Origin of the sequence: Gemmata sp. SH-PL17, from assembly GCF_001610855.1 — a bacterium.
Taxonomy (GTDB): Bacteria; Planctomycetota; Planctomycetia; order Gemmatales; family Gemmataceae; genus Gemmata; species Gemmata massiliana.
This window is the reverse complement of the sequence record NZ_CP011271.1, coordinates 1,921,404-1,933,960: the sequence shown is the minus strand read 5'-3', so window position 1 is coordinate 1,933,960 and position 12,557 is coordinate 1,921,404. Positions and strand designations below refer to the sequence as shown.

The window sequence follows — 12,557 nt, the reverse complement described above, 5'->3', positions numbered from 1 at the left end:
TTAGAAGAGCGGGCAAGGTGCCCGTGGCCCCAGGTACCAGAAGTTCAGCCCAATTCGAGTGACGTGTTTCCGAACACTTTGTGGTCCGCCATTGCGGGGCGACCGCGTGTGTACATTCGGGCGCAGCGAAACACTTCCGTCATCCCAAGCCCTTGGACCAGCGGCTCCGCGTAAGCCTGCACTGAAGTGTCGGGGACGTCGATCACTACCGGTCCACCGACTTCCTTCGCCAATCCCAGCAGAAGAACCTCGGCCACCTGCACATCGTCCGCAAACAATGGCCCGATCTTGTGCCCGCTGACGGCGGCCCGCGCGATCCCGAAACCGGCCAGTGCCCCACCACGCAAAACTCCGAGAGCCACGGACTCCGGTTGCGCGACCCAACCTCGGAGAAACACGGCCCGATCCACGGGGAAGCACTCGCGATCGTAAGCGAGCACGTCCGCGAACGGCACAGCATCGAGTGGAACCTGTTTGAGAGCGGGAGGAATCACCACCGGCGCCCCGCCAACACTCCCACCGTAACGAACGTGGTGGTGCGAAGTACGAAAGCCCGACCGTTCGTAATTTGCGACCTGATCGAGCACGCCGTCCAGTCCGACGTTGCACCCGGCGAGCCGAGCTAGTCCCGCGGTCCACAAGCGCAGTCCCAGTCCGCGCCCCCGAAACTCTGGTCGCACAATGTAGTGACCGACGAACCCGAAGTTGTCGGGGTAGCGCACGCACGAAATCGACGCGACCGGTTCGCCCTGCAGTTCAGCGACGAGCATCCCGCCCGGGTCGGCGTCGTGGAAGCACGGTCCGTCGAACCGCCCGGGGTTCCACCCCTCACCGTTGGCCCACTCGAAAAAGAGCCGCATCTCGTCGCGTGCAATCGATCGCACGCGGAACGGTTCGTTGGCCTGACAGGGCGAGGAATCGTTCACGACTGCTCCGAAAACGAAAAATGCCCGCCCCGTCACGTGAACGGGGCGGGCCTTCAGAGTATCACAAGCGCAGAACTTACTCCAGGAGCAGGGTCGGCTCCCAGCCCACGCGCTCGGCGTTGGCCTTGAGCTTTTCCAGCGCCCGGTTCTGGATCTGGCGCACGCGCTCCTTCGAGATCCGGAGCAGATGACCGATCTGGCGCAGGCTGTGGGTGCCGTTGCCGGTCAGCCCGAAGCGGAGGTCCAGCACCTTGCGCTCACGGGGCCGGAGGTTTTCCATCAGGAACCCGAGGGCCTCTTGGCGCTCGTTGTTCTCCTGCATCACCAGGGTGCCCGTGTCCGGCATGGCCTCGGTCAGCTTGAAATCGCTGTCGTCGTCGAGGACGGCGTTGAGGCTGACGGGGGTGCGGGTCGCGGTCTGGAGGTGCGTGAGGTGCTCGAGCGAGCTACCGGTGCGGCTGGCGAGTTCTTGCGGGCTGGGCAGGTGCTTGCCGCCGTGAGCAAGGGCTTCGCTCTCCTGTTGGAGGAGACCGAGTTCCTGAAGGTGGTGCGGGCTGAGGCTCACGAGGTGCGACTGACGAGCGACCGCGATCTGGAGCGTCTGGCGAATCCACCACGTCGCATAGGTCGCGAGCCGGGTGCCGTGGCTCACGTCGAAGCGGTCGATGGCCTGCATCAGGCCGCAAACCGCTTCTTGGAGGAGGTCGGAGTAGGCCAAGCTGTGGTGGCGGAAGCGCTTAGCAACGTGGGCGGCGAGGCGGATGTTGGCGCTCGCGAGCCGGTGCTTGTAGTGAACGTAACGGTCGCGGAGGCGCCGAACGGCGATCACGTCGCAGCGTGCATCCGTGCAGTGTTCGCGGATGAACTGGGCCATCGGCCACGGTTCGAGCGGCGGGCGCACGGCACGGAGTTCGTTCGGGTAGTGGCGGAGCAGCACACGCACCAGTTCGCTCTTGCAATCCCAGAAGCTCGTGAGCAATTCACGTTCTTCTTCGGGCGTCAGCAGGTCCGAGGAGAAAGTCGTGAGAGAGGTGTCATCGACCTTCGCAGATTGACCGGATCGCTTACGCCTAGCAGTCTTCATGGTGGCCGTTTCCTGTTACGTCAGATGAGGTTCGTGGATGGTTACCGGGTTTTCGCACCGGACTTACAAACGGGACACAGCGGTGGCGTTGCCTCGCATATTAAATTTTTCGCGAGGGGAAAAAAAATCCCCGACTCGAGTTGAGTACCTCTGCGAACCAACAGTTTCGTCCCCCGATCCGGCGAGTCATAAGTCAGCCGGGCGAAAGCGATTCCGTCGAACGAGTAGCTTCGCGAGAGTGCTCACTCGAGCCGGCGGCAATACGGCTCGTGTCGCGTGGTTTTCCGGGGTCCACCCCCATTTATCAGCCCGATTGTAGGCGGTATTTCTTCGCCGATCAAGCGTCAAGACACACAAAATCGACTTTTTCTTGAGGCCACCTTCACTCGATTTTCAAGCTCGGTTATCATTCATCTTCCGAGACGTGACACGCCAACCACCTGCGCCATTTTGCAAACTTCCCCGACCACCTGACCGGTTACTTCTTCCTCCTCGCTCAAAGTTGTGATCGTGGCGCGACGACACGGCCGGTTGTGTTCTAGATTTCCCTCATGGAAACCATGCTACCGCGAGCTTCCGCTTCGGTGGGAGTGGGAGCGGGACCGTTCATGAACGTGACCCGGTACAAGTGTTCGGTCCTCGCTGTCGATGACGACCCCGCGATCCTGGCCATTCTCACGGGCCAACTCGGGGGGGATTTTGACGTTATCACCGCGTGCAGCGCCGAGCAGGCGCGGGTCACGCTCTCGAAGCGGTCCGTTGATATCGTCCTGTCGGATCTACAGTTACCCGACGAAACGGGGCTTTCGCTCCTCGATTGGGTGCGCCGAACCGCCCCGCGAACCGCCCGAGTGCTGATTACTGGCACGGCCCGGATGCAGGACGCCGTCGACGCCATTAACCACAGCCAGGTCCACCGCCTCGTACTTAAGCCCTGGCGATCAGAAGACTTACTCCAAACACTTCGGGCAATCTCCCGGAGCCTGCTGCTCGAACGCAGCCACGAACACCTGCTCGACGAACTGCGGAAACTGAATCTTGAACTGGAACAGCGCGTTCAGACGCGCACCCAGGAACTCGAACACGCTTTGGGGCAACTCCAGCAGGCGAACCTGATTCTGGAGCGGATGGCCGCGACCGATCCCCTGACCGGGCTGGCCAACCGCCGCGCCATCGACGCCATCGCACGCAAGGAACTCCAGCGCCGCACCCGGCTTCCGGGACCAATCGCAGTCCTCTGGATCGATGCGGACCACTTCGGCCGCGTGAACAAGGACTATTCGCAGATCGCCGGCGACCAGGTGCTCGTGTGGCTCGCGGGGATTCTACAATCGTCGATCCGAACGATCGACACATTAGGCCGCGTGGGTGGCGAAGAGTTCATGGTTCTCGCCCCGGGAACGGACGTCGTTGGGGCCGAAGCACTCGCGGAGCGACTGCGGACGAGCGTCGAAGCCGCGCAGACTGTTTATTTGGGCCACACGATCCGCATGACGGTCAGCATCGGTGTGGCGGTCGCAGAAGACGGTACGCCCGCGGGCTACGAGCAGCTCCGCGAGATCGCCGCTCAGACACTGAAGGAAGCCAAAGAAGCCGGCCGGAACCGCGCCATCATCCGCCTCATCCCGCCTCCAGCGGCGTAGCGCGAAGTCGTTACTCTTCTTCGTCCGACGCCGAAGGTGGTTCGCGGAACAGTGCCGCGAACACCACCAGCGCGACCGCGTACCCCACCAGCGGCACGATCCACACCGCCGACCAGTTCGTGACGTTTTCGACTCGGTTCGCCTGCACCACATTGCCGGCCATGATGTTCCCCACCAATACGGCCGGCCCGCTCCCCAGGAATGTGACTAGCGATTGCGCGCCGGCCCGCAGGTGCGGTGGGGCTTCGCGGTCCACGAAGTACGACCCGAGCAGCCCGTAAAACGCATACCCCCACCCGTGCATCGGCAACGCGACCGCCACCACCGACGGCACGTTCGCGACGTACAAAAGGGTGTTCCGCAGGAGCAAACCGGCCAGCCCGAGCAGCATCAGGTGCTTCATTGCAAACCGGCGCAGTAACCACGGCGTCGCAGCCATGCACCCGACCTCGCACACCTGCGCGAGCGCCATGATGACTTCCGGCGCGAGCCGCCCGTAAGCGCCGAGGTCCACTTCGACCCCGAGATCCTTCAAGTACGGGGACACGAACAGGCCGTAGAACTGGTTCATCATGTTGCACAACAACAAGATGCCCGCGAACACCACGAACGACCGGTCGCGGAACATCTTGAGCGCGGGCAACCCGATCACTTCGCGGATCGGACGCCCGTGACCTTTGGGCGGCGTGTGCGGCAGCGCCAGCGCGAACGCAGCGAGAATTGCCGACGTGACCGCGGACAGGTACAGCGGTTGCGGCGAAACCGGGTTCATGACCCAGCCCGTCACGATCCCCGCGAAGATCCACCCGACCGTCCCGACGAGGCGCACGTACCAAAACGACCCGTTCCCATCGGGCAGGTTGCGGAAGCTAATCACGACGGCGAGCGTGAGTGTGATTTGCGTACCGATCGCGTACCCGAGCACGAGCACGAACAGAGGCCAAACCACGTCCTCGGGGTTCGCCGCGGCGCCGTCGTAGGTGTCGCACCAGACCGCCGCACCGCCCATGAGCGCCGCCATAAGTGCGTGCGCCGCCGCGATCACCCGGTCCACCGCGAACCACCGGTCGGCGAGCAACCCCACGACCATCGGCGCCACGATCGCGCCGATGCAGAACGTCATGTAGATGTAACCGACGTGTGTGGGCTTGAAGCCCAGCCCGCCCGCGTCCGCGGCGGTCTGGAGGTACCGGGTGAGTGGCACCGTGAGCGCCGCGACGCCGAAATATTGCAGGAACATCATCGCGGCGAGCCGTCCTGGCACCGAACCGAGCATCACGTCCCCCGTTGAGTACCGCGTCTCACGGGTGTTGTATCAACCACGCCCAGAATAAAGTGCGCGGCACAAATGCGTGCCGTGAGTCGACGGTGGTCGTGGTCGCCTGGTTCGTCGCGGGGCCGATGAACAACCGGATCATCTACCTACCCGCCGGTCCTGTCGCGTTCATCAAAGGTTTGATTGGCGAAGAATAGGCGCTCCCGAATCCGATAGCCCGCGCACAACGCACGGGGTACGATGCGGCATCCATCCTGTCACGCGGTGGCCGCAAATGTTCTTATTCGGGTGCGGGGGCGTACTACTCGGGCTGTTCCTCGGCCTACTGATCGGCTCGGCGATCCTGCGCGCGGCCACGGCGCTCGCGAACCGGATCTTCAAACCAACAAAGCGAACCGACGAAGACACCTTCGGTCAGTGGGACGACTGGGATTCGGGCGAACCCGGACCGGGAGCGCGCAAGAACGCCGACCGCACCATTCCCGAACCGGGTATCGCGACCGGGATGCTCATTACCTTCCTTTGGGGAGTCGTTCACGCCTGTTGCTACGGGATACTGGGCGGGCTTATGGCACTCGCGTTCGACGACATGGGCGCGCGAAACGAATGGCTCGCTCCACTCGTCCTATTTTGTTTCAGCCTGCCCGCCTCGTACCTGGCACTGGCACTGCTCCTCGTGGTCACGCTGCCGACCACCTTCGGGCGCGCCGCACTGGTCGCGTTCTTGAACTACGCGATCGGCCTCGGTATCGCGCTCGTGATCGGCACCGCGGTGTCGCTCGCCTGGAGCGCGGTCGGGCCGTAGGACGTGTTCCAGGCTAAATCCCGGCCCAAAGCTTTTCGTACCGGCTTCGTCCGACGATTGATTTGCGCTCAGCTTTATTCGTTGCTGAACACGAACACCGGCTCCGCGCCCGGGCCGGTGAGAACGCACGCGGTGAGCGGTTCTCGCACACCGCCGCTCGTATCGATGCGGATGCGGACCCGGTTTGCGTCGGGAGCGTCGAGTTTAATGTGCCCGCTCACTTGCACTTTTCCCGGTAGCGGCAGCGGGCGCTCCGAGAGCCGCTTATCCGCACCGAGCCACACCGGGTACTCCGGGTTGAACATCCGGTCCGTGTCGGTCCCGAACCGCGGGTTCACCACCGCACGGTCCCAGATTTTGTTATGCGCACACGCCAACTGGACCGGCGCGGGGCAGTCCAGTTCCGGCGACAACCCGTTGTGCAGGAAGATGTGCCCCTCGGCCTCGGCGACCCACGGCAGGTTCGCGAGAAACGCCCGGTGCTCCTCCGGCATCGCGGCTTTCAGTTCGGCGAGTTCCTGTTCCCACTTACCCGGCGGCATGTAGTCCGCTGTGCGCCCCAAGTAGCTGCGGAACGTCCAGTTGTGGTCGTAGTTGGTCGCGTACCGGCGCACCCACGACTCTGAGGGCGGGCCGTCCAACCCGGTCGCTTTCACGAGCGCCAGATCGTGGTTGCCCATCACGCACGTGCTCCCGGGTTTCTCAGTGATTAACTCGATCACGCGCGCGACGAGATCCTTCACCGTGGGGTGCCGGTCCACGAGGTCGCCGAGGAAGACGAGTTTCGCGGTCGGCCATTCGGTGCGCGTGCGCAACTTCGCAACGAGCTTATCGAGCCACTCGACGCGCCCGTGCAAGTCACCGATCGCGATCACGGGGTAGTCGACTCGGGCGGGCAATTGCATCACCTCTCACCTTCTCCGGGTGTTCGTTCCGAGCTAAATTGCACTACTGGTATGTTATTTGATTGACACGCGGAGAGCCGCCATGCGGGTGGACCTGTTCGGGTTGGTGATGGAAGCGCCGAGTGTGACCTTTTATCTGTGGTCGCCGTGGCGCTGCTCCGCGATCGAGCACAAGCTCTTCGACGCCCTCAAAACGGTGGCCAACGTCTCCATTGAGGCGGCGCCAGACGAGGTGCGCATGCACATTACCGAGAACAAGAGCTGGCGGTCCGCGCTCCAGAACTTGTCGCGCGTGTTGAAGGGCTGGCAGGAGGAAGCCACCGACGGCGGAAAGGACGAGCGCAGAAGCTGGCGCTGGTTATTGGAAGCCGACACGGACGCGAGCGGTTACGACATGCAGGGCGAGAAAACGAGCATCTGGGCGTACCTGCGTCTCTCGATCGACCGCGGCGGCCCCGGGGAAGCCGAAAAGGGCGAAGACATCGACCTAAACGGTTTCGGTGTACAGGTTTGGGGCAATAAGGAATAAGGCCGATGTGTTTGTAGCCCCGGACGGGGCGCGGGCGAGTAGCCAGGGGTGGAGCGATAGCGCAACCCCTGGCGAGCTTGTCGCAACGAGAAATGTCCGCCAGGGGTTGCGCTCCGCTCCACCCCTGGCTACTCGCCTGCGCCCCATCCGGGGCTGAAACCCAAATCTCTGCCCGCTCTTGTTCTCTGTCCTACCTTCTTTGCCCCCTCGCTCTTGGCCTTTTCCTCGACCGCCGGTCTTGTTACAAGCACCCGCGACCGTGTTCCCACCACCCTCGCGCGCACACTGGTCGGAAGGACTGCCGTGTACAAGCTGCTCCTCTGCGTCCGCTACCTGCAAACCCGCTACCTAGCGTTCATCTGCATCGTGAGCGTGATGCTCGGCGTGGCGACACTGATCGTGGTGAACGCGGTCATGAGCGGGTTCAGCACTAAGCTCAAGGACCGGCTCCACGGGGTTCTGTCCGATGTCGTAGTAGACACAGACCGCCCCGACGGGTTCGAGATCGTCCGCGAAGCGACGCGCGACCTCACGGCAGACGAGGCCAAGAAGTTCGGCGCCGACCCACGGATGATTCGCGGGGGGTCGATCGAGGTGAGCCGGCAACACACCCCGCACGCGCTGGTCATCGAAACAACGGACGGCAAAACGCTCACGACCCGGCGGTACCTGACCCCGGCCGGGATCGCGCACGAGATCCAGACCGGTCCCGCGGGCGACAAGATCGAAGCCGTCACGCCCACCATCGAAACGTTCGCCGTTCTCCAGTTCCGCGACGACTACAATCGGATCGTGGCCAAACCGGTGCGGCTGATCGGCATCGACCCGGAGGGTCGCGCCGCGGTGGGCGGGTTCTCCGAGTACCTCGATCGTCAAAAGGGATCGCCGCACCCGAATTTCGACCTCACCCCGGAAGCGCTCCAGCGCGTCGAGTGGAACCGGCGGCGCCACGACCGCGAGGCCCCTCAAGTCGTTCAGTCGAAAGCCGTGAAGACGGCGATCCCGCCGCTACCCGACGCGATCCCCGAACCGAAGATGGACGTCGACGTCGGCATCCCGAAGCCGAAGATGCACGGCGTCATCGTGGGACACAGTCTCGCGCACTTCCGGTACCACAACAAAGAAGGCCAAATGGTGGAAGAGGTCGCGCTGTCGCCGGGCGACAACGTGATCCTCACGACTGCGGGCGGTGAAGACCTCAAGCCCGTGTGGGGCAGCTTCTATGTGGCCGACTACCTGAAGACGGAGATGAGCGAGTACGATCAGAACTACGTCTACGTGCCACTCGAACAGTTGCAGAGCATCCGCGGCATGGCGGACCGGGCCACGGCGTTCCAGCTCCGGCTGAAGAACTACGACCGGGACAAGGTGGCCGTGTGCGAGGAGTTGCGGAAATACTTCCCGCACCGCGAGGCCAAAGTCGCCACCTGGGAAGAACTTCAAGGGCCGCTATTGTCCGCGATTGAGGTGGAGCGCAGCATCCTGAACATACTCCTGTTCATGATCGTCGGCGTCGCCGGGTTCAGCATCCTCGCGATCTTCACCATGATCGTGAGCGAGAAGTACCGCGACATCGGCATCATGAAGTCGCTGGGCGCGAGCAGTTGGGGCGTGATGAGCATCTTCCTCGGTTACGGGCTCCTGCTCGGCACCGTCGGGTGCGGCTTGGGCACCGCGCTCGGGCTGACTATCACCCGGTACATCAACGAGATCGAGGCGTTCCTGACGCGGCAAACGGGCGCCGCGCTGTTCCCGAAGGACGTGTACTACTTCAAGGAAATCCCGACCAACATTGAGTGGCTGACCTTGGTGTACGTGAACGTCGGGGCCGTACTCATCGCGTCCACATTCAGCCTGCTCCCGGCCTGGCGCGCGGCGACGCTGCAACCGGTCCGGGCGCTCCGCTTCGAGTAGGCGAGCGGCCAGCGTGAGAACGCGAGTTACGGTGTTGAGGTGATGCGTCTTGTGGTGGTGGCACAGGCCTCTGGCCTGTGGAGGCGCTACCACAGGCCAGAGGCCTGTGCCACGAGCAAAACTACCAGCCGGCTCACGCCGGCCGTTCGCCCGGAGACGAAAATGCTGACCGCCGTAAAGCTCGAAAAGACGTACTGCCGGCACGCCGTTCAGGTGCGAGTGCTGAACGGGCTGGACCTCGAAGTACAGACGGGCGAGTTCCTGAGCATCGTCGGCGCGTCCGGCTCCGGGAAGAGCACGCTGCTGCACCTGATCGGCACGCTCGACGCCCCGGACGCGGGGCGCGTGCTGCTCGACGGGAAGCGCATCGACAACCTCCCGTCCCGCGACCGCGACCGCCTGCGGAACCGCACGTTCGGCTACATCTTCCAGTTCTACCACCTGCTCCCGGAACTCAACGCGGTCGACAACGTGCTGATGCCGGCGTACATCGGGCACTCGGTGCTCACCTGGTGGCAGACGCGCCGCCAGTGGCGCCGGCGGGCCGAGGAGTTGCTCGAACTGGTCGGGCTGAAGCACCGGCTGAAGCACCGCCCGCGCGAGTTGTCCGGCGGGGAGATGCAGCGCACCGCGATCGCCCGCGCACTGCTGATGGACCCCCGCGTCCTGCTCGCCGACGAGCCGACCGGGAACCTCGACACCGCAGCCGGGAGCGAGATCGTGCGCCTCCTGCGCGACATCAACCACAACAAGGGCGTGACGATCGTGATGGTCACGCACAACATGGAAATCGTGTCCGCAACGGACCGCGTGGTGCGAATGGTGGGTGGGGTCGTTACCGACGACACGCCGGCCCCGCGCCCGTCCTTTCAACCGCGATTAGCCGCCGTGTAATTTTCGATTTGAGAATTGCGATTGGAGATTGGGGGGCATTAGCTTACTGAGCGGCGCCCCTGTCAATCTTCAATCGCGAATCGAAATCGAACATGTCTCTTCTCTGGCTCAACGGCACGCTCACCGACAAGCTCGACGCCCGCGTCAGCCCGTTCGATCACGGCCTCCTCTATGGCGACGGCGTGTGGGAGCACCTGCGTGTCTTCAACGGCGCGCTATTTCGCGCCTCACACCACCTCCGCATCCTCTTCGCCGCGGCCCAGGCCGTGGGTATCGATATTCCGTTATCAGAAGCGGAACTGCTCGCGGCGATCGAAGCCACAGCGAAAGCGAACAACCGAACCGAGGGGTACGTTCGCGTCATCGTTACGCGCGGCCCGGGAACGATCGGCCCGGACCCCCGAAAGATCGAACCGCAAGTGATCGTGATCGCGGAGGAGTACCAGCCGTTCCCGCACGAACTCGCCGGACACGGGCTGCACGCGGTCGTTTCTCCGCTTGTGCTCGACACCGAGAACCCGGCCCACCGTTCCCGCACGCTGAATCAGCTCCACGTCGTTCGCGCGAAGCAGCACGCGCTGCAAAATGGCTGCCTCGAAGCACTGTTCCGGGATCAGGCGGGACACCTCGTCGGCGCCACGGAAGGCTTCCTGTTCGTGGTGAAAGACGGCGCGCTCGTCGTTGCGGGCGGGCAATCGGAAGACGCGACCGGGTACGCGATCGCAGGAATGGCCGGCGACGCGGGGCTGGTCGTTGCGGAATACACGGTCACGCTCGAAGACCTGCTCACCGCGGAAGAGGCGTTCATTGCAGGCACGGCGTGCGGCGTCGTCGGCATCGTGCGCGTGGACGGAAAACACATTCGTACTGGAAGTGAAGGACCGATCACGCGGGCAATTCGAGAAGGGTATCAGCAACTCACGCGCGGTGAATCGCGGTAGAATGTGGGTGTAGCCCGAAAGGAGCCACGCCATGATTACCATTCGCCGCATTCTCGTTCCGACCGACTTCAGCGAGTGCGCGACCCCGGCCGTGCGGTACGCGGCCGAGCTTGCCGACAGGTTCGAGGCCGAACTTGTCCTGCTCCACGTCGTTCCGGATACGGTCCTCGCGCTCCCGGACGCGGTGATGCCCACGCCCACGCCGATGGCCGATCTCGACGCACTCACCGAATCCGGCAAAATCGGTCTGGCGAACCTCATTACTGCAATGAAGCTGGAAAAGTACAAGCCGCGTGCGGAAGTGCGGCTCGGTTCACCGGAACAAGAGATCGTCGAAGCCGTAAAAGACCTGAACGTCGATCTCGTGTGCATCGCCACACACGGGCGCGAGGGAATCGCCCGCGTGCTGCTCGGCAGTGTAGCAGAAATGGTCGTGCGCCACGCTACGTGCCCGGTCCTCACAGTGCGGCCCGGGACGTGCTGAATTTCGCTGTCGTCACTTCACCGGCGGAAGCCCCAACACTTCCACCGGTTGCCGCCCCGCTGGAGTTTCGGCTTCCATCCGCGTGCCGGGTTCCTGGTGCTTCCACTTGAGGTACGCGAGCGCAACCGGGACACCGAGCCGCGGGGACTGACAACTCGACGTGACCAACCCGACCTCCTGGCCGTCGCGAAACACCTTCGCCCCGGCCGGGAGCGGGCCGCCTTCTAGCACCTTCAGGCCCAAGAACGCGCGGTTCACGTGCCCGGCGCGGTCGCGGGCCATCACGATCGGCTCTTGTCCCAAGTAGCAACCCTTCGCGTAACTGACCGCACGCAGCGCGTACCCCACCTCCATCACGAACCGATTCTCGTCGATGTCTTTCCCGAAGATCGGCGCGCCGGCCTCGATACGAAGCGTCTCGAACGTATCCGCACCGGCTGGAGTCGCACCCGCGGCGAGGAGCATGCGTTTCACGCCATCGGCAACGTCCGTTCGGCACACGATGTCAAACCCCGGCACGCCGAGTTGATCGCGCCGGCGCAGGGAGCACGTCGCGTCGCGCCCGAACGTGCGTTCCATGTGGGCGAACTCGGGCAGTTCCGGCACCGCTTCTCCGAGCGCGGCACCGAGTACGGCCGCGGCCTTCGGCCCGGCGAGGTGGAACTGCGCGAAGTCCGCGGTGCGATCAGCGATTTCAACCTGCTCCGAGATGAGGTATCGGTCGAGGTATTGCACCAGTTCTGTGTTGCGCCCGGGGGTCGTTTCGATCCACATCGCGTGGCGGGCATCGCTCAGTCGAACGTGATAGATCCACGCCTGGAACTTCACCTTCGCTCGTGCATCGCAGAAGTACGCCTCGACTCCACCACCCAATGGAAGCGCCTTAATGTCGTTGGTACTGAGGTTGCCGAGGAACATCGGCGCATCGGGGCCGGTTAGTAGGAGTTTGGCGGCCCCGGAAGTATCGAAAAGCGCCGCGCCCGTGAGTGCGGACTGGTACTCTGCCGGCGCGGGAACCGAAGTTGCGGTTGTCATCGAACGGTCCGTGAGTCTGTGGTCCGTGAACGCGGGAACCTGATACGGGCATTTTACGCATGGGAGGAAAGGTGTAGCCGGCCGCGTGCCCGAAGGTGTGCTACGTTTCCGAAACACCCGT

12 protein-coding genes are annotated in these 12,557 nt (G+C 63.6%); 7 read left to right on the top strand and 5 right to left on the bottom strand.

The features are described 5' to 3' along the window. Positions 1-44: 44 nt before the first annotated feature. Both VT84_RS07980 and VT84_RS07975 read right to left on the bottom strand, forming a co-directional pair. The gene (locus VT84_RS07980; protein WP_052559481.1) at positions 45-926 is read right to left on the bottom strand and encodes a GNAT family N-acetyltransferase; all 882 of its coding nucleotides are present in this window, start codon (positions 924-926) and stop codon (positions 45-47) included. A gap of 76 nt (positions 927-1,002) precedes the next feature. Continuing rightward, positions 1,003-2,010 (bottom strand): RNA polymerase sigma factor RpoD/SigA, encoded by a 1,008-nt coding sequence (locus VT84_RS07975; RefSeq protein ID WP_052559479.1) that lies wholly within the window; start codon positions 2,008-2,010, stop codon positions 1,003-1,005. Positions 2,011-2,618: 608 nt separating this feature from the next. Between VT84_RS07975 and VT84_RS07970 the strand changes: the two genes are divergently transcribed. Then, entirely contained in the window at positions 2,619-3,653 is a 1,035-nt protein-coding gene (locus VT84_RS07970) for a diguanylate cyclase (protein WP_162271637.1), read from the top strand. 10 nt (positions 3,654-3,663) lie between these two features. On the opposite strand, the gene VT84_RS07965 is transcribed toward VT84_RS07970, so the two are convergent. Further along, positions 3,664-4,929 (bottom strand): MFS transporter, encoded by a 1,266-nt coding sequence (locus VT84_RS07965; protein WP_082839156.1) that lies wholly within the window; start codon positions 4,927-4,929, stop codon positions 3,664-3,666. Positions 4,930-5,203: 274 nt separating this feature from the next. Between VT84_RS07965 and VT84_RS07960 the strand changes: the two genes are divergently transcribed. Beyond that, on the top strand, positions 5,204-5,734 hold the full coding sequence (locus VT84_RS07960; RefSeq protein ID WP_082839155.1) for a hypothetical protein: 531 nt from the start codon (positions 5,204-5,206) through the stop codon (positions 5,732-5,734). A 74-nt stretch (positions 5,735-5,808) separates the two neighbouring features. On the opposite strand, the gene VT84_RS07955 is transcribed toward VT84_RS07960, so the two are convergent. Beyond that, the gene (locus tag VT84_RS07955; protein WP_082839154.1) at positions 5,809-6,639 is read right to left on the bottom strand and encodes a metallophosphoesterase; all 831 of its coding nucleotides are present in this window, start codon (positions 6,637-6,639) and stop codon (positions 5,809-5,811) included. An 82-nt stretch (positions 6,640-6,721) separates the two neighbouring features. Between VT84_RS07955 and VT84_RS07950 the strand changes: the two genes are divergently transcribed. The 5 genes from VT84_RS07950 (at position 6,722) to VT84_RS07930 (ending at position 11,401) form a co-directional block, all read left to right on the top strand. Beyond that, positions 6,722-7,168 carry a hypothetical protein gene (locus VT84_RS07950; protein ID WP_082839153.1) on the top strand — a complete coding sequence of 149 codons (447 nt, stop codon included), beginning with the start codon at positions 6,722-6,724 and terminating at the stop codon, positions 7,166-7,168. A 303-nt stretch (positions 7,169-7,471) separates the two neighbouring features. Then, positions 7,472-9,082, top strand: coding sequence for an ABC transporter permease (locus VT84_RS07945; protein ID WP_082839152.1), 1,611 nt, complete (start codon positions 7,472-7,474; stop codon positions 9,080-9,082). 162 nt (positions 9,083-9,244) lie between these two features. Next, positions 9,245-9,976: an ABC transporter ATP-binding protein gene (locus tag VT84_RS07940; protein ID WP_082839151.1), complete on the top strand. Its 732-nt coding sequence runs from the start codon at positions 9,245-9,247 to the stop codon at positions 9,974-9,976. A 92-nt stretch (positions 9,977-10,068) separates the two neighbouring features. Next, on the top strand, positions 10,069-10,917 hold the full coding sequence (locus VT84_RS07935; protein WP_052559461.1) for an aminotransferase class IV: 849 nt from the start codon (positions 10,069-10,071) through the stop codon (positions 10,915-10,917). 31 nt (positions 10,918-10,948) lie between these two features. Further along, entirely contained in the window at positions 10,949-11,401 is a 453-nt protein-coding gene (locus tag VT84_RS07930; RefSeq protein WP_052559460.1) for a universal stress protein, read from the top strand. 12 nt (positions 11,402-11,413) lie between these two features. On the opposite strand, the gene VT84_RS07925 is transcribed toward VT84_RS07930, so the two are convergent. After that, complete coding sequence (locus VT84_RS07925) at positions 11,414-12,436, bottom strand: YgfZ/GcvT domain-containing protein (RefSeq protein WP_052559458.1); 1,023 nt, start codon at positions 12,434-12,436, stop codon at positions 11,414-11,416. Positions 12,437-12,557: the final 121 nt, after the last annotated feature.